This is a genomic window from Streptomyces sp. CA-106110, from assembly GCF_050936285.1.
In the GTDB taxonomy this organism is placed as follows: Bacteria; Actinomycetota; Actinomycetes; order Streptomycetales; family Streptomycetaceae; genus Streptomyces.
In genome coordinates this window covers 6,992,374-7,008,099 of the sequence record NZ_JBNJNB010000001.1, presented here as the reverse complement: position 1 = coordinate 7,008,099, position 15,726 = coordinate 6,992,374, and the positions used below count along the sequence as shown (strand labels likewise).

At 67.1% G+C, this 15,726-nt stretch carries 13 protein-coding genes and 2 pseudogenes; 7 read left to right on the top strand and 8 right to left on the bottom strand.

Annotated features, from left to right (window positions below; translation table 11 throughout):
- Nucleotides 1-466 precede the first annotated feature (466 nt).
- Both ltrA and ACQEXA_RS32320 read right to left on the bottom strand, forming a co-directional pair.
- Entirely contained in the window at nt 467-1,723 is a 1,257-nt protein-coding gene (gene ltrA, locus ACQEXA_RS32325) for a group II intron reverse transcriptase/maturase (protein WP_432920871.1), read from the bottom strand.
- 752 nt (nt 1,724-2,475) lie between these two features.
- Nucleotides 2,476-4,152, bottom strand: a complete 1,677-nt coding sequence (locus ACQEXA_RS32320) for an IS4 family transposase (RefSeq protein WP_433131819.1) — start codon at nt 4,150-4,152, stop codon at nt 2,476-2,478.
- A gap of 323 nt (nt 4,153-4,475) precedes the next feature.
- Here ACQEXA_RS32320 and ACQEXA_RS32315 point away from each other — a divergent pair, with 323 nt between their 5' ends.
- Nucleotides 4,476-5,729, top strand: a complete 1,254-nt coding sequence (locus ACQEXA_RS32315) for an IS256 family transposase (protein WP_432939251.1) — start codon at nt 4,476-4,478, stop codon at nt 5,727-5,729.
- Nucleotides 5,726-6,208, top strand: coding sequence for a hypothetical protein (locus ACQEXA_RS32310; protein WP_432928847.1), 483 nt, complete (start codon nt 5,726-5,728; stop codon nt 6,206-6,208). Before ACQEXA_RS32315 ends, ACQEXA_RS32310 begins: the two co-directional genes overlap by 4 nt.
- 425 nt (nt 6,209-6,633) lie before the next feature.
- On the opposite strand, the gene ACQEXA_RS32305 is transcribed toward ACQEXA_RS32310, so the two are convergent.
- Both ACQEXA_RS32305 and ACQEXA_RS32300 read right to left on the bottom strand, forming a co-directional pair.
- Nucleotides 6,634-7,035 (bottom strand): hypothetical protein, encoded by a 402-nt coding sequence (locus tag ACQEXA_RS32305; RefSeq protein ID WP_432928844.1) that lies wholly within the window; start codon nt 7,033-7,035, stop codon nt 6,634-6,636.
- Nucleotides 7,036-7,105: 70 nt separating this feature from the next.
- Nucleotides 7,106-8,320, bottom strand: coding sequence for a cytochrome P450 (locus ACQEXA_RS32300; protein WP_432928842.1), 1,215 nt, complete (start codon nt 8,318-8,320; stop codon nt 7,106-7,108).
- Between the two features lie 163 nt (nt 8,321-8,483).
- Between ACQEXA_RS32300 and ACQEXA_RS32295 the strand changes: the two genes are divergently transcribed.
- A complete protein-coding gene (locus ACQEXA_RS32295; RefSeq protein ID WP_432922401.1) occupies nt 8,484-9,386 on the top strand; it encodes an IS5 family transposase in 903 nt (300 codons plus the stop codon).
- 67 nt (nt 9,387-9,453) lie between these two features.
- On the opposite strand, the pseudogene ACQEXA_RS32290 reads toward ACQEXA_RS32295, so the two are convergent.
- Nucleotides 9,454-9,609 (bottom strand): annotated as a pseudogene (locus ACQEXA_RS32290) (pyridine nucleotide-disulfide oxidoreductase); the annotation flags it as partial.
- Here ACQEXA_RS32290 and ACQEXA_RS32285 point away from each other — a divergent pair.
- The 4 genes and pseudogenes from ACQEXA_RS32285 to ACQEXA_RS32270 form a co-directional block, all read left to right on the top strand.
- Nucleotides 9,557-10,051, top strand: a pseudogene (locus ACQEXA_RS32285) (chromate transporter); the annotation flags it as partial. The pseudogenes ACQEXA_RS32290 and ACQEXA_RS32285 overlap by 53 nt on opposite strands.
- 233 nt (nt 10,052-10,284) lie before the next feature.
- A complete protein-coding gene (locus ACQEXA_RS32280) occupies nt 10,285-10,941 on the top strand; it encodes a chromate transporter (protein WP_432928841.1) in 657 nt (218 codons plus the stop codon).
- Nucleotides 10,942-11,629: 688 nt separating this feature from the next.
- A complete protein-coding gene (locus ACQEXA_RS32275) occupies nt 11,630-12,217 on the top strand; it encodes a hypothetical protein (protein WP_432928839.1) in 588 nt (195 codons plus the stop codon).
- Nucleotides 12,214-12,780 (top strand): signal peptidase I, encoded by a 567-nt coding sequence (locus ACQEXA_RS32270; protein WP_433131816.1) that lies wholly within the window; start codon nt 12,214-12,216, stop codon nt 12,778-12,780. The genes ACQEXA_RS32275 and ACQEXA_RS32270 overlap by 4 nt, the downstream gene beginning before the upstream one ends.
- A 581-nt stretch (nt 12,781-13,361) precedes the next feature.
- Here ACQEXA_RS32270 and ACQEXA_RS32265 read toward each other — a convergent pair.
- The 3 genes from ACQEXA_RS32265 to ACQEXA_RS32255 form a co-directional block, all read right to left on the bottom strand.
- On the bottom strand, nt 13,362-13,631 hold the full coding sequence (locus tag ACQEXA_RS32265; RefSeq protein WP_432928836.1) for a hypothetical protein: 270 nt from the start codon (nt 13,629-13,631) through the stop codon (nt 13,362-13,364).
- 58 nt (nt 13,632-13,689) lie between these two features.
- Nucleotides 13,690-15,459 (bottom strand): ABC transporter ATP-binding protein, encoded by a 1,770-nt coding sequence (locus ACQEXA_RS32260; protein WP_432928834.1) that lies wholly within the window; start codon nt 15,457-15,459, stop codon nt 13,690-13,692.
- Between the two features lie 94 nt (nt 15,460-15,553).
- Entirely contained in the window at nt 15,554-15,721 is a 168-nt protein-coding gene (locus ACQEXA_RS32255) for a hypothetical protein (protein WP_432928832.1), read from the bottom strand.
- Nucleotides 15,722-15,726 lie beyond the last annotated feature (5 nt).

The window sequence follows — 15,726 nt, the reverse complement described above, 5'->3', positions numbered from 1 at the left end:
GCTTCATCACTACTACGAGCCGGTCCGCCGGCGTGCCTGGCATCGGTACTCAGTCCCTCACGGCTTCGGACCGTCCAGGACGCTCCCTTTCTCCCCGCTCACCAGCGGAGACGTATCCAGGCCCGCCTTCTCCTGTTCCGCACGAAGGCCGCAGACCGGGCTCGCGCCGCCTGCATGCCGGACACCGCCTGGCCAATAAACGGGCACCCGCCAGACTCCTCCCGGGACTGCCTTGACACCCCGGTTCTGATGTCAACTCTACTTTTCGACACGTCAGCAGCGATTCACTTGCGTTCGCCTTCCCGATCCCCACCTGACACCGTTTTCCGGCGCCTTTTCCTCATCGTTCACCACGGCAGTCTTCAGCTAGCGCAGCATGAGGTCGAGTAGCCGGGGGAATTTCACCCCCCGGCCCTCACAGATCCCGGCGTGACAGTCTCCCGTCACCGGGCTCTTGTCATCCTGATCACCAGAACGTGGGAACCCATGCCCAATGGGCGAAGAGCCTGGGGTACTGACGGGTGATACGCCGCCAGCACGCATGGGCCTTCTTGAAGGTCCGCAGCCGCTTGAACTTCTTGCGGATCCAGCGCATCAAGTAGGCGTTGATGCGCTCCAGGAGGGGAAGCAGCGCCGTCCGGTAGAACGCACCGAAGTACTGCATCCAGCCCCGAACGATCGGATTGATCGCCCGTGCGAGCTCGGCGAAGGTCCGGCCGATCTGTCGGTGAAGCCGCCATTGCCGCACTTCACCACTGATCTTCTTCGAGGATTCCTTGCTGATCGCCGGCAGGAACGAGGTGAACCTCTCCCCATTCCTGTCGATGGCCTTGCGAGCCCGGAAAGTGAACCCCAGGAAGGTGAACTCCGTCTGCCCGTACGGACGTCGGCGCTTATTACCATCCCGGCAGTACACGATCTTGGTCTTGTCGGGATGCAGCCGCAACCCAACTTCCCGCATCCTGTTCGCGATTGCCTCCCGTAGTTTCCGGGCCTGACCCTCGCTGACACAGTGCACAACACCGTCGTCTGCGTACCGTTCGAACGGTACGCCCGGATACTCCCGGGCCATCCACATGTCGAACGCATAATGCATGAACAGGTTAGCCAAAACAGGCGAAATCGCAGAACCCTGCGGGGTTCCGCGATCGCGCTGCTGCAAGGTCCCGTCAGGCAGTTGCAACGGCGCCTCAAGCCACCGCCGCACATACAGAACTACCCAGGGGAGATCCGTGTGGGCCCGAACCGCTTTGACGACAAGGTCCCAGGGCACGCTGTCAAAGAATTTCTGGATGTCCAGATCGATCACCCAGTCATACTTCCAACAGCGTTTCCGGCACGCCGCGACCGCATCCAACGCGGACCGCCCAGGACGGTAGCCGTAGGAGTCCTGATGGAAGATCGGTTCGACCTTCTCTTCAAGACGCCGGGCTACTACCGTTTGAGCGATTCGGTCAGCCACGGTGGGCACACCGAGCAAACGAACCCCACCACCATGCGACTTCGGGATCTCCACACCCTTCACCGGAGGCGGAAAGTAACTCCCCGAAGACAGACGATTCCAGATTCGATAGAGATTACCCTTCAGATCCTTCTCGAAGTCCTCGATGGAGCGCCCGTCCACCCCTGCCGCACCCTTGTTCGCCTTGACCTTCTCGTACGCCTCCTGAACCTCCCACTTCGAGATCTCAAACGGCTTGTCCGATGATTTCAACTGGTCCACCCAGCTCCTCCCGGAGAACTTCCGGTTGACCGAACGAACAATCAGTCACGGATGACCCGGCCCCTTCGCTCCCCCTTCATTACAAAGGGTTCCTCACTACTACGAGCCGGTCCGCCAGCACACCCCGCGTCGGTACTCAAACCCTCACGGTTCTTCCGCTTGGGCCGCTCCCTCTCGCCACCCGCATGACTCAAGCGGCACTATCAGGGCATGCCTTCTCACGTTCCATGCGAGAGCCGCAGATCAGGCTCACGTCGCCTCCGTGCCGGACACCGCCTGGCCAGTAGACGGGACTCCCGCCAGACTTATCCCGGAGCAACCACAAATCTCCGGTTCTGATGTCACCTGTTTTCTAACGACACTTCAGCAGCGATTCACTTGCGTTCGTCTTCCTGATCCCCACCTGACGGCTCTACCGCCGCCTTTTCCACATCGCTCACCACGACGGTCGTCAACCAACGCAGCATGTGGCGGTTTGGCACCATCCCCCGCAGGACGGAACCGAGGGGCCAAGTCCCTCATCTCTCGCACAGCACCGCATCGCGAAGCTCTCCTACCTGAACTCCCCTCTGCGTTCGTGACACACGTGGTTTAAATCCTCCTCCCGCAGGGCGAATTTGAAGGGCCAAACCTTCATCCTTCGTACAGCATCGCTACAAGAAGAGTTCCTACATGCTTCTTCCTTTCGCGTTCAGGACACAACAAGGCCGGGAAGTTAAGGGTCTTGTGGTTGGCGTCGAGGCCCGTCGCGGTCAGCAGGCGAGGGTGTAGGTGGCGGGTCCGGTCTTGTGGATCACGCCGCGGTGAGCCCACTGGGACATCTGGACGCGGAAGCTGTTGATGTTCGTGACGCCGAGGATGCGGGCGACATCGCGGGCGTGCCAGGGCTCGCCGGGGCGGCTGGCAAGCACGGCGAGGGCGAGTGTCATCCGGCCGCCCGGGTCCGCCGAATCGTGTTCTTCGGAGGTGCCGTCGGTAGGTGAACTCTCCATGATTTCATGCCCGTTGTTCTCCTCGGTCGATGGTGGGACGGTGCTGGGCGGCGCGAGCGGGGTACTGGTGCGGTCGTGGATGGTGATCTCGATGGCGGTCACCGGGGTGTCGGCCTGGGGGCGGGCCTGGCCCTTGAAGGTGTGGTAGCGCGAGATCGGTGACTTGACCTTGCGGGCGCTGATGCGCAGGCGGCGGGCGGGCGGCAGGTTGTCCAGGACCGCGGCGCCGATCGTGCCGACCGGCTGGGGGTGCTCGGGGGCGATCCCGGCCGCGAGGATGACCTGGGTCCGCGCGGCCTGCAGGGCGGTGATGAAGCCGGCGCGGTCGGGGTCGATACCGGGGTGGGACTCCACGGCGTCGACCATGACGGTACGAAGCGCCTGGTAGAGGGCGAGGGCGGCCCACAGTTCCTGCTCGATGCCGAACCGGTCGCCCGAGCGCAGGACCCGGCCTGCCATGAGTGTGGAGCGCAGGGCGAAGAACGCCGATTCGATCTCCCACCTTTCGGCATAGATCCTGGTCAGACGCTCGGCGGGGTCGGCTACGGGGTCCAGCAGGGTGGTGGCCAGGCGGTAGCGCCCGCCGACGTGGGTGCCGTCCGCCAGGACGCAGACGATGTCGGCCTCGATGACGCGCACCGTCAGCTCCCCGAATCGGGAAAGGTAGGAGCCGTCGGACAGGGCCCGGAGCCGGGGCGGTCGGCGGGTGGACTTGCAGCGGGCCAGGAACTGGGCGCCGGTGGCGGCGGCCTCGGCCAGGAAGGTGTTGCTGTCGAAGCCCCGGTCGATCAGCAGCAGGTGGTCACGGCCCAGCAGCGGCAGCAGGCGCTTGGCGTAGCTGGTCTCGCCGGCGCTGCTGGGGCCGAGGCAGGCGCCGAGCAGGCCGCGAGTGCCGGTCTCCACCAGCGCCATCAGCATGAGGGTGGGGTAGCCGGCCCAGGCGAGCCGATAACGGATCTTGCCGAGCCAGCCCCGGGCCCGCTCGCTGTCCGGGGTCTTGATCGAGGAGCAGCCGTCGAAGGCGACGGTGCGAAGGTGCCGGTAGCGGACGCCGGGTGTGGTGGGCTGGGCCAGCGGTCCGGCCAGGGTCTCGAACAGGAGCTTGAGCGGGGCGGGGGTGAGGCGGCGGCGCAGGTGCCGCAGCGCGGTGGTCGACACCTGCGGGAGCGGCAGGTTGCCAAGGGCGGCGGTGAGTTGACGCCAGACGCCCTGGTAGCCGTGGTCGGGGAACAGGGCCAGGGCGAGCATGTAGTACACGCCGACGCGCGAGGGCAGCGCGCGCAGCCGCTGCTGGGTCCGTCCGGTCTCCTCCAGCACGGCGTCGACCAGCTCGAAGGGGATGACCTGTGTCAACTCGCCCAGATGGCCCGGGGCGTAGACCCCAGCGGCGACCGTGCTGGAACGAGTGAGGGTGATGGTGGCACACTGGCCGGGCAACGGGACCTCTGCTCTGGATCTCGGACTGTCTTGCGAGGACGTCCCAAGATCTACCAGCGGTCCCGTTCCGCATGTAGCCCCAGGTCAGCACACATCAGCCCCCGCCTGGACAGTGCCCCGGCCAGCCTTAACTTCCCGGCCTTGCATCTTGCACGGCCACGCCTTCGACGCCTTCACTGCGTCCCGCGCTTTCCCGCCATGCTGTTGTCCCCTCGCGCTTTCGCGTTCAGGTGAGGCGGGCGACCCACGAGGTGAGCCTCCTTCCGAACCCCGTGTTCCCTGAAGGAACGATCCAGCGCCGAGTGAAACGGCGCACCACGCCCGTGCTCAGCGTAGTCAACAACGACGGCACCACGCCGAACGGCTCCCTGATCGACGAGATCGTCCGCGAGGGCGCCCGGCGGATGTTGGCCGCGGCCTTGGAGGCGGAAGTCAACGCTTACATAGCTGAGTTGGCTGGTGAGCGGGACGAGAGCGGTCGCCGCCTGGTCGTGCGGAACGGCCATCACCAGCCGCGGAAGGTCATCACCTCCGCCGGAGTCGTCGAGGTCAAGGCCCCGCGCGTGAACGACAAGCGCATCGACGAGGCGACAGGCGAACGCAAGCGGTTCTCCTCGGCGATCCTGCCGCCCTGGGCAAGGAAGTCCCCGAAGACCAGCGAGGTGCTGCCGCTGCTCCACCTGCACGGCCTGTCCTCCGGCGACTTCGTGCCCGCACTCGAACAGTTCCTCGGCTCCTCGGCCGGCCTCTCGCCCGCCACCGTGACACGACTGACTGTCCAGTGGCAGGCTGACCACAGGGCGTTCATGGACCGCGTTCTGTCCGCCACCGACTACGTGTACGTCTGGGCCGACGGCGTCCATCTGCGCATCCGCCTGGAGGAGTCGAAGGCCGCGGTCCTGGTGCTGATGGGCGTGAGGGCCGACGGCACGAAGGAACTGATCGCGATGGCCGACGGATACCGCGAGTCGTCCGAGGCATGGGCCGGGCTGCTGCGGGACTGTGCTCGCCGCGGCATGCGGGCCCCGGTGCTGGCCGTCGGAGACGGCGCACTCGGCTTCTGGAACGCACTGAACGAGGTGTTCCCTGAAACCCGCCATCAAAGGTGCTGGGTTCACAAAACGGCCAACGTTTTGGACGCCCTGCCGAAGTCGGCCCAGCCCGCGGCCAAGCGCGCGATCCAGGAGATTTACAACGCCGAGGACAAGGAGCACGCGGCCACGGCCGTCCGTGATTTCGAGCGGTCCTACCAGGCAAAATATCCCAAGGTCGTCAAGCGGATCACGGATGACGAGGACGAGCTGCTGGCGTTCTTCGACTTCCCCGCCGAGCACTGGATCCATCTGCGCACCACAAATCCGATCGAGTCGACCTTCGCCACAGTCCGGTTGCGGACAAAGGTCACCAAGGGGGTCGGCAGCCGGGGAGCCGCACTCGCCATGGTCTTCAAACTGATCGAATCCGCGCAGGCCCGCTGGCGCGCGGTCAACGCACCCCATCTCGTGGCGCTGGTGCGGGCCGGCGCCCGTTTTGAGCGCGGCCGCCTGGTCGAGCGCCCCGAGGCGGCCGCCGCGTGAATGGCCTCAACGGTGCCGATGACCGTTTTGCCGAGGACGAGCACCAGCGTTTCGCCCGTTACCTGCGTGAGCTGGCCGTCGTCCGTGACGAAGACGAAGCCGATCTGGTGACCAGAATCCTGCGCGACTCGGACACGACGATGGCGCAGTCGGCCATCATCCGCCACCTCGACCGTCGCGCGGCGCTACTAATGACCGACGATGGGTTCACCGCCTGGGCCCGCACGATGGCCGAGATCAGCGCGAAGCGGGAGTTCCTCGCCCGCCGTCTGCGCGAATGGACCCTGCTGCGGTCAATCGCCATGGGTGAGTCGTGGGGCTCGGAGGAAGTCACCACAGGATCCGATTGGTTCCAGCGCAAGGCCGTCGAGACCCTGCCCTCACCCGCCGTCCTCAGCCTGCTCGCCGAGGCCGGAAGAACCCGACGCGTCCGCGCTGAAGCCAGTCGCCGACTGCGTCAGCGATTCCACCGCAACTAACTTGATCCACAGGTCTTGATGCGATGAAGGAGCGAAGTCCCCGCCCTCCGTGGGTGCCTGGGTAGGTCCCAGTTACCTACTGCGTGACGGCGAAGGAGGCCCTCAGGTGAGCGAGTACAACGGACATCAGTACGTCGGTGTCGACATGCACCGCAGGAGGTCCGTGATTGTGCGTCAGACCGAGGCCGGCGTTCAACTGAGTGCGGTGCGCATCCTCAACGATCCGGTGGCGCTCGGTCTGCAGATCGAACAGGCCGGACACGATCCAGACGTGGTCTTGGAGGCCACCTACGGCTGGTACTGGGCGGCCGATGTCCTGCAGGCTGCCGGTGCACGCGTGCACCTGGCACACCCGCTGGGCGTGAAAGGGTTCGCCTACCGGCGGGTGAAGAACGACATCCGCGACGCCGCGGACCTGGCTCCTCCTAGGGAGCCGCGCGCCCGGCGTCGGCGTGCTCCTCGCGCACCAGCACCGGCATGCCGTGCGGGTGCCGCCGGCCCGGCTCGTGGTAGCCGGGGTAGACCGGCAGGCCGCTCACCGCGACGAGCTCCGCACACCGGCCGGCCACCGCGTCGGCGACCAGCCGGATCCGGCCGTACGTCGCCACGACGACCTCGAACTCGCGCCCGGCGATGGCCTCGTCGAGCGACTCTCGGAAGTGCGGGTCGGCATGGAGGTGCTCGTAGCCGGCGAGCTCGGGGAGCTCGTGCGTGCCGCAGTGCAAGAGGGTGGTCTCGTACCCGCGCGCGGCCAGGCCGCGGACGAGGTGCGGGCCGGTCGGGCCGGTCCCTCCGACCACGAGTGCCCGAGCAGACGACGTGCTCACGCGTGCAACGTCGCCCAGACCGGCTGGTCATGAACGCGACGCAGCATGCTCGCGAGAGGGTCCACGCCTTTCACCGGGCGGCCGCAGCCGGGAGACGCGCCGGCAGGGAGGTGAAGAAGTACCCCTGTCCCATGGCGTCGCTTCGCACCGCGGCGTCCAGGTCGAGCTCGTAGCCCGGGAGCAGGTCGAAGATCGCCTCGACCTCCAGCCGGAGAATGGTTCGAGCCATGTGCAGGCCGAGGCAACGGTGCACGCCCCAGCCGAACGCCACGCTCTTGGACCGGTTGCGGTCGAGGTCGACGACGTCCGGCTCAGGGAAGCTCGACGGGTCGCGGTTGGCTGCCTGGTTGACGAAGAGGACCCAGTCGCCCGCTCGCATGGGAACGCCCCCGAACTCGGTGTCGGCGGTCACGCTCCGGGCGATGGGCGGCGCAGGGGTGTAGACCCTGATGATCTCCTCGATCGCCGTGGGGATCAGGTCCCGGTCGCGCTCCAGGCGTCGGCGCAGATCCGGATGCTCCTCGAGGTGGACGAGCAGCGAGGTGAGGGCGCCCGACGTGGTGTGAAAGCCCGCCAAGAGCAGGAGGACAACCATGTCCGTGAGCTCCGCGTCCGACAGCATCTCGCCCCCGGCGATGGGCTCGGTCGCCAGCACGGTCATCAGGTCGTTACGCGGATCGGCCCGACGGTCATCGGCTTCGCGCATGATCTGCTCGCGGATCCAGCGGTTGCCCTCTGCGTTCCTGTCGACGACAGTCGGGTCCGTGCTGGCCATGTTGACCAGCCCGAACGTCATGACGTCGAGCAGCGGGATCCGCTGGTCCGGGTCCCACCCGAGGATGTCGAGGGTCACCGCGCCCGGTGAGACGTTCGCCAGGTCGTCGGCGAAGTTCCAACTGCCGCGTGCCGCAAGCGCTCGCACGATGTCCTCCACCATCGCCTTCATCTTCGGCTGCCGCGACTCGATCGCCGCCTTACTGAACCACGCGTTGAGCACCTTGCGGTACATCGCGTGGTCGGGAGGATCAATGGCAACCGGGATGTGCCGGGTGCCGAACGGGTGCGCCGGGATCGCCGGTCCGCGCACCGAGGAGAAGGTCTGGTAGTTGGCGAATCCGGCCATGACGTGCTCGTGGTCGGTGACGACCCAGAACCCACCGTGGGCCGTCGACCAGGCGACGGGCATGTCCCTCCGCAGTGTGGCGAGAGTCTCGAACGGTCGCTCGGCGTACGCTCGGGAGTGATGGTCGAAGTCCGTGACGGGGACATCCTGCGGCGTGTTCATGGTGGTCCTTTCTCGGCGACGCCCCCAGGCGTAGCTCGTCGCGTCCGCGGCTCTTCGCCTGAGGCTTCCTCTTAGAGCCTGTCGGGTGGCTGATCATGCGTGATGCGTGACGGTCGCGATCTGCCCTCTGGGCATGGCGACGGCCCCGGAATGATCACGTGGTGTGTGCCAGTGCGACAACTCCGAGGCCGTCAGCGGCCCGTGCTATCCGTCCAGCCTGACCGATGAGATGTGGGAGATCATCCAGCCGCTCCTTCCCATGCGTGACCTGCGGAAAGGCGGCGGGGTGCGCAAGTACCCGGATCGGCTGGTGCTCGACTCAATCTTCTACGTGCTGCGCTCGGGCTGCCAGTGGCGGATGCTCCCGCGCGACCTGATGCCCTGGGACGCGGCCCACCGCTGGTTCACCAAGTGGCGCCGGGACGGCACCTGGGACCGCGTCCACGGCGAGCTGCGCCGTCAGGTCCGGATCGGGGCCGGACGCGATCCCGAGCCGTCGGCCGCCGTGATCGACGCCCAGTCGGTCAAGACCAGCGAGGGCGGCGAGGCGCGTGGATTCGATGCGGGCAAGCGAACGACGGGGCGGAAGAGGCATCTGATCGTCGACACGATGGGCCTGCTGCTGGTCGTCACCGTCACCTCCGCGTCCGTGCAGGACCGTGCCGGAGGCCGCGCCGTCCTGGCCCGGCTCGCCGCCGGCTTCCGCACGGTCAGTCTGGTGTGGGCCGACGGCGGATACGCCAACTCTGTTGATTCCACGCTGCTTTCATGGGCTCGCAATGCGCTGGACATCGTCGTCCAGATCGTGAAGCGGACCGACGATGTCAAGGGTTTCAAGGTCCTGCCCCGCCGCTGGGTGGTGGAGCGAAGTTTCGGCTGGCTGGTCCGCAACCGCCGACTGGCCCGCGATTACGAACGGCTGACCGCGACCTCCGAGGCCATGATCAAGGTGGCGATGATCCGCCTGATGCTCGTCCGGCTCGCCGGGCAGCCAACGCGGTGGAGCCACGAATCCCACCGCAAGACTGCCCGAACCAAGACCGTCGAAGACCTCATCGCAGCGTAATCAACCAGCCACCCGACAGGCTCTTAGACGGAACCCTTGATCTAATGATGTTTTCGCACCATAGCACCTAGCTATCAACAACAGTGCTGGCTCCTGCGTCGACGCTGGCTCGTGGCCGACGGCGCCCGGGTCGCCACCCCACGGACTGCGAGAACCGACCGCTGGCGTCGATGACCAGGTCGGCCGTGAGCTCGCGCCCGGTCGCCGTGCGGACGCCGGTGACTCGCCCGTCGGGTGCCCGAGGACTGGGATCCCGGCTTCCGGGCGCTGGCCGTCCAGCCCTTCGGCGAGGGCGCGCTCAGCCCGCAGTCGGCTTCTCGTGCGATGGCGATGTGGGTCGTCGAGGGCGAGCGCCGCTGGATCCTCACGGTTCAGGGCTGCCCGGCCCCGAGGCCCAGCAACTGGCCGTATACATCGGCTGGCTGCTCAACGGCACCCGTGGCGGTCTGGTCGCAGGGAGCCTGTTCGTGCTGCCCGGCGTGCTCGCACTGTTGGCACTGTCCGGCCTGTACGTCGCCTTCGGCACGACCGCCGCCGTCACCGGCCTGTTCGCCGGACTCGCCCCGGCCGTCGTCGCCATCGTCGCTCAGGCGGTGTGGCGGGTCGGCCGCCGCTCGCTGACCCACCCGGCACTCGTCGCGCTGGCCGTCGTGTCCTTCGCCGCGCTCACTTTGTTCGCGATTCCCTTTCCCTTGGTCATCATCGGGGCGGCATTCATCGGCTGGCTCCTTGCCCGCCTCGCCCCGCAGACCTTGCGCCCAACCGCCGCTCACACCACCGACGACGGCCCGCCGCCGCTCATCGCCGACGACGCACTCCACGCCGAACGCCCCAGCCGCCGCCGAGCGCTCAGGATCCTGCTGGTAGGCCTCCTGCTGTGGGCCGCCCCCTGGCCGCAGTGGCAGCATTCACTGGCACCCACAGCGTGTTCACCACTCAGGGAGTGTTCTTCTCGGGCACCGCCCTGGTCACCTTCGGTGGCGCCTACGCCGTCCTCTCCTACGTCGCCCAGCAAGCCGTACAGCACTACGGCTGGCTCAGCGCGGGAGAGATGGTCCGCGGGCTCGCCCTTGCCGAGACGACCCCCGGTCCGCTGATCATGGTCGTGCAGTTCGTCGCCTTCCTCGGCGCCTACCGCGACCCCGGAGCCCTCAACCCGTGGGCTGCCGCCCTGCTCGGCGCGCTGCTGACCACCTGGGTCACCTTCGTGCCCTGCTTCCTCTTCATCTTCCTCGGCGCCCCCTACATCGAGCGCCTGCGCGGAAACCGCTCCGTCTCCGCCGCCCTGACCGGCATCACCGCCGCGGTCGTCGGCGTCATCGCCAACCTGGCGGTGTTCTTCGCGCTCCACACCCTGTTCGCCAGGGTCCACGACGCCTCGTGGGGACCACTGCACCTCCAGCTCCCCGAGCTGACGACCGTGCGGCCCACCGCCGTGGCCATCATGCTCGCCACACTCGTCATGATCTTCCGGCTGCACTGGAGCGTCCTGCGCGTCCTCGGCGTCTGCGCCGCGCTCGGGCTGGCCGTCGCCGGGGTCACCGCTGCCTGGTGAGTCCGGCAGCGAGGGGGGCCGGCCGTGCAGACGTTGACGGCTACCTGACGGACGGATTCCACACTCACCAGTAACGAACTGCCGTCGTGCAGCGCTCAATGCTGACCCCGTCGCTGTACAGCAGCGAAGTACAGCAGCCACCGCAACCGCACGTGGCTTTGGGCGGCCGTCGACGACCGCACGACCGGCAACCTGGACCGCGGCGGTGAACGACCGCGGACAAAGCCAAACGGTGTCCTGCCCAGGAGGAACAGAACTCGAAATCGGGTGCGTCGCCCGCTTGGCGTGTGGTCCCTATGAGAGCAGGGCCCGACCCGCTCAGGGGCTGGCAGGGGTGAGGGTCTGAGCGGTCTCGGCTGTGATCTCTTCGGGGGTGTCGGTGATGCCGAGACCATGGTCGAGGAAGCCTCGCAGACCAGGGCGCCACATTGGGCACTAACGGGCAGGTCCACAAGCCTGCCCGAACCGCGGGCCAGCGTAAGGGGCCGTGATCACTCGCGCCGAAGCAACTCCCGGCCAACGTCGCTACGCCGACCTCGGGGGCCGGGGCGCAGGTAGGCCAGGGGCGCCCGCTCGGGACAGGCCCGAGCCTCCATCAGACCCGGATGGCTACACGGAGCGGCACCGCCACAGATGAGACAGAATGCATCAATATGTGATGGACCGTCGGAATTGAACGGAGTGGCCGATGGGACGTCCCTGGCTGCACGTGCTGGCACAGGTGGTCCCCGTTCCGCTCGGGTTGCTGCTCAGCGGTGCACTGGTCTGGGGTGCCACCAACGCCGACTGGAGTGGGACCACCAGCAACAGCGGCAACACGTGGGAGTCCGGCTCGCTGGGGCTGGCCAACGACAGCAAGGTGCCCATGTTCCGCGTCGACAACATGCGACCCGGCGACACAGGCTCCAACTGCATCAAGATCGAGTCGAACGCTGACTTCCCCACCGCGCTCAAGCTGTACAGCAGCTCACCGAACTGGCCAAGCAACTTCCAATCCTTCATCAACCTCAAAATCGAGGTAGGCAGCGGCGGCACCTTCGGCGACTGCAAGGGCTTCACTCCGCACAAGACCGCGTTCGACGGCACCCTGGACCAGTTCGTCGCCCTGCACACCGACTTCCGCACCGGCGTGGGTCCCTGGACCCTGCCCGGCAAGCCACCCAACTCGCTGAGCTTCCGCTTCGCGTGGAAGTTCAGCCGGAGCGCACCCAACAGCGCGCAAAGCGTGGTCACCAACGAGGTGACCTTCACCTGGGAAGCGCGGGAACACAAGTGACTCTCCCAAGCGACCTAGCCGCCGGCGCGCCCTGCCAACCCACGGCCAAGGGCACCCCGCACCCGATCCGCGTGGTCACCTCGGTCACCTCACGTACCGTGCTCGGCTCACTGATTGGGCTGCTCGTGTGGGCGCAATTGCCCGTGGCGGCGCTGGGCTGGACAGCGTGCGTGGTGCAGTCCGGCTCCATGCGTCCCGCCCTCATGCCGGGCGACGTCGTCCTCTACCAGCCCCCACCGCGCAACCGCACACCGGCGGTAGGCCAAATCGTGCTGGCCCAGGACCCCACCCGACCCGGCCATCTACTCACCCATCGGGTCTACCAGGTACTTCCCAACAACGACCTGATCACCAAAGGTGACGCCAACTCCACACCGGACTCTACCCCGATCCGGCCCACGGCACTCGAAGGCGTAGCACGGTTGCGCGTGCCCTCGATCGGGCTGCCAGTCCAGCTCTGGCGCGCCAAGCAGCCCGTGCCCGAGGCGATCCTGCTGCTTGGACTTGCCGCTCTGCTTGCGCTTGCCGCTCTGCCACTGCACAGCCGCAACCGACACAATTAGCCCCGGTGCTTGCTGAACAGAACTCAATGGATGACAGTCTTCCCCTGGCTGGCCCGATCCGCCGGCACGCGGGCCGAGGACCCGGCAAGGCGACGACTCCGCGCGTCTCGCCTCACCCGGACCCGATGCGGTAATCCGGTTCCCTGGGACACACCGGCCCGTGCCCCACACCACCCCTGGCCGACCCCCCTGACGGCAGTCTGACGGCAGTCTGACGGCAACGACAACGAACGTCAGCGTACGCAACGGTATGTCACGGGGCGTCGATGTCAGTCGTTGTCGGGCCGGATCATGATCCTGCCGCACGATCAACTCGCCTGAAAAGCAGAGGGTCGACTGTGCCCTGCGTGCCCGTTGAGTGCCCGATTCGGCGGGAGGCAGCGGGGACTCACGGGGAACAGCGGGGCCGATCGCGTTCCGACCCAGGCCAGTGCCTTGCCAGGTCAGTCGCGATCCGCATACGGCGTCTTCTAGGGCCCCAGGATCCGAGCGCGGCGGCGCTTGACTGGGTCATTGAAACTCCCGGCCAAAGTTGTTCCACCGACCTTCGTTCCTCGTATACCACTCCATGCTGTCCAAGCTCACTGACCGCGTCTGGCGTCCGGGTCCAGCGGCAATCCAGACGCTTCACACAGGGCCGGCATCACTGTGGACGGGTCCCCACTAGCCACCCACTTGAAGCGGGCAACCATCATCAGATCGTCGAGGCTCTCCAGCACGTACCCGTCCATGACAGCGAGGCCGCCCGGGCGCGCCCGCACCACGACCTCGCCCGGTTCTCCCTCATTCGCAATCTCCTGGTAGTTCCCGGCGTCGGGACAACCCGAGAACGCGTACACCCAGTAGCCCATGCCCGACCTCCTGCCCATACCAACGACTGACCCACTGACGCATACGGCGTCTTCCAAACTAGTGCTCTAGGATCCGAGTGACCTCCACACTTGGCCCGTGCAGGGTGTGGATGGCGTCCGCGTGCTGAGCCAGGGCCTGGTCGTGGGTGATCAGGATCGTGGTGCGACCGGCCATCAGCCGCCGTAGCGGGGCCAGGACATGCGCGGCCGCCCGGTGGTCGAGGCCGGCGGTTGGCTCGTCGAGGATGAGGACCGGGGTCGCTCGGAGGAAGGCCCGGGCGATGGCGATGCGCCGGCTCTGGCCTCCGGACAGCTGGAATCCGTTTTCCCCAATGGTGGTCAGGTAGCCGTCGGGAAGGGCGGTGATGAACTCATGGGCGTCGGCGTCCTTGGCCGCTTGGATGATCTCCGCCATCGTGGCTCGAGGCCGGCCGTAGGCGATGTTGTCGCGGATGGTCGTATGGAAGAGCTGGGCGTGTTGGGGGAGGAGGGTGACCGCCGCGCGTACCGAGGCCGTCGTAACGTCCCTGAGATCGACCCCGTCCAAGCGCACCGATCCGGAATCCGGGTCCATGAAACGCACCAGCAACTTGGCGAGGGTGGACTTGCCCGCGCCGCTCGGGCCCATAATCGCGAGCACCTCGCCAGGCGCGACACTGAATCTGACGTCGTGCAGTACCGGTCCGCGCCGGTTTGACGGGTAGACCGCCGCAACGCTCAGGCACTCAACACGTCCCTGCACATGGGCGAGTGCAGGGGCGTCGGGGCGCTCGCGGACCGGGGAGCGCATGTCGAGCAGTTCGATGACACGTTCGGCGCCCGCGCTGGCGGAGCCGAACACCGAGGCCAAGCCTGAGAGTTCCTGCACGGGCCCGAAGAGCTGGGCCAGGAAAGCGGCGAAGGCGAGCAGCCCGCCCAAGGTCAGTGCGTTCCGGGTCAGTTCGAAGGCGCCAAGGCCCACCACGGCAAGGACGCCCACCACTTCGAACACATTCAGCAGCGACGGGTATAAATGTGCGACTCGTGCCGTGGAGAGCTCCGCCCGCAGCAGGGCCTCCCCCTCCCGGCGGACCCGTTCGACCTCGTGAGCCTGTCGGTTGTAGGCATGGGCCAGGGCGGAGCAGGTGAGGCTCTCCTCGACCACGGCTGTGAGGCTGCCCTCACACCGCTGGGCCTCGCGTGACAGGGTATGGATGCGGGCGCTGAACAGCCGGGCCGCGAGCCAGAAGAACGGCGCCGCGGCGAGAGCCGCCAGGGCGAGCGGCCAGCTCAGATAGAAGGCAGCCGCCACGAAGAAGAGCAGGCTGATCACTGCCGAGCCCGATGAGATCAGACCGGACGCCACCAACTCCTCGATCTGGGAGATATTCGAGGTCAGCCGTGCCACCACGTCGCCGTGCCTGCGGGTTCCGAGGATGTCGGGGGGCAGACTGTGCAGATGTTCCACGACCGAGGTGCGCAGACGCAGGAGGAAGCGCTCGGCGACCCAGGTGGCCAGGTACTCGCCCGCAAAGGTCAGCAGCGCCGCGACCACAGCCACGGCGGCCATGAGTCCGGCCAGCGGTAGGAACGCTGTGAACCGGTGGGGGATCAGGACTTGGTCGACCAGGTTCTTGAAGAGCCACACCGAAGCGACTTCACCTACGGACCCCGCGATGAGGAGGACGACACTCGCGGCGAGCCCGTACCGGTCGGGGCGTGCCCACGGCCAGAAGCGGCGGAACGCGTCGGCCGAAGACACGGCCGCCGCAAGGGGCACTGGGCTGTCCTCGGCTGCCGGGGCCACGGGCTTGATGTGAGACGAGTCGGCGTGTGTCGCGTCCGCCAAGCGGGGTCACCTTCTCGGGGAGGGAGCCGGGTGGGGGCATGCTGCGGAAGGGGGGGGACGGACGGGACGCGCCGTCGCCCCCCGATGACGATCCTCAGATGAGGTGGCGATGCTTAGTAGCGGCCGCCACGGCCGCCATGGCCGCCACGTCGTCCGCCACGTCCACCACGTCCGCCGTGGCCGCCGTGGCCGCCATGGCCGCCGTGGCCGCCGCGGCGGCCGTGGCCACCACCTCGGCCACCGCGGCCACCACCTCGGCCACTGCGG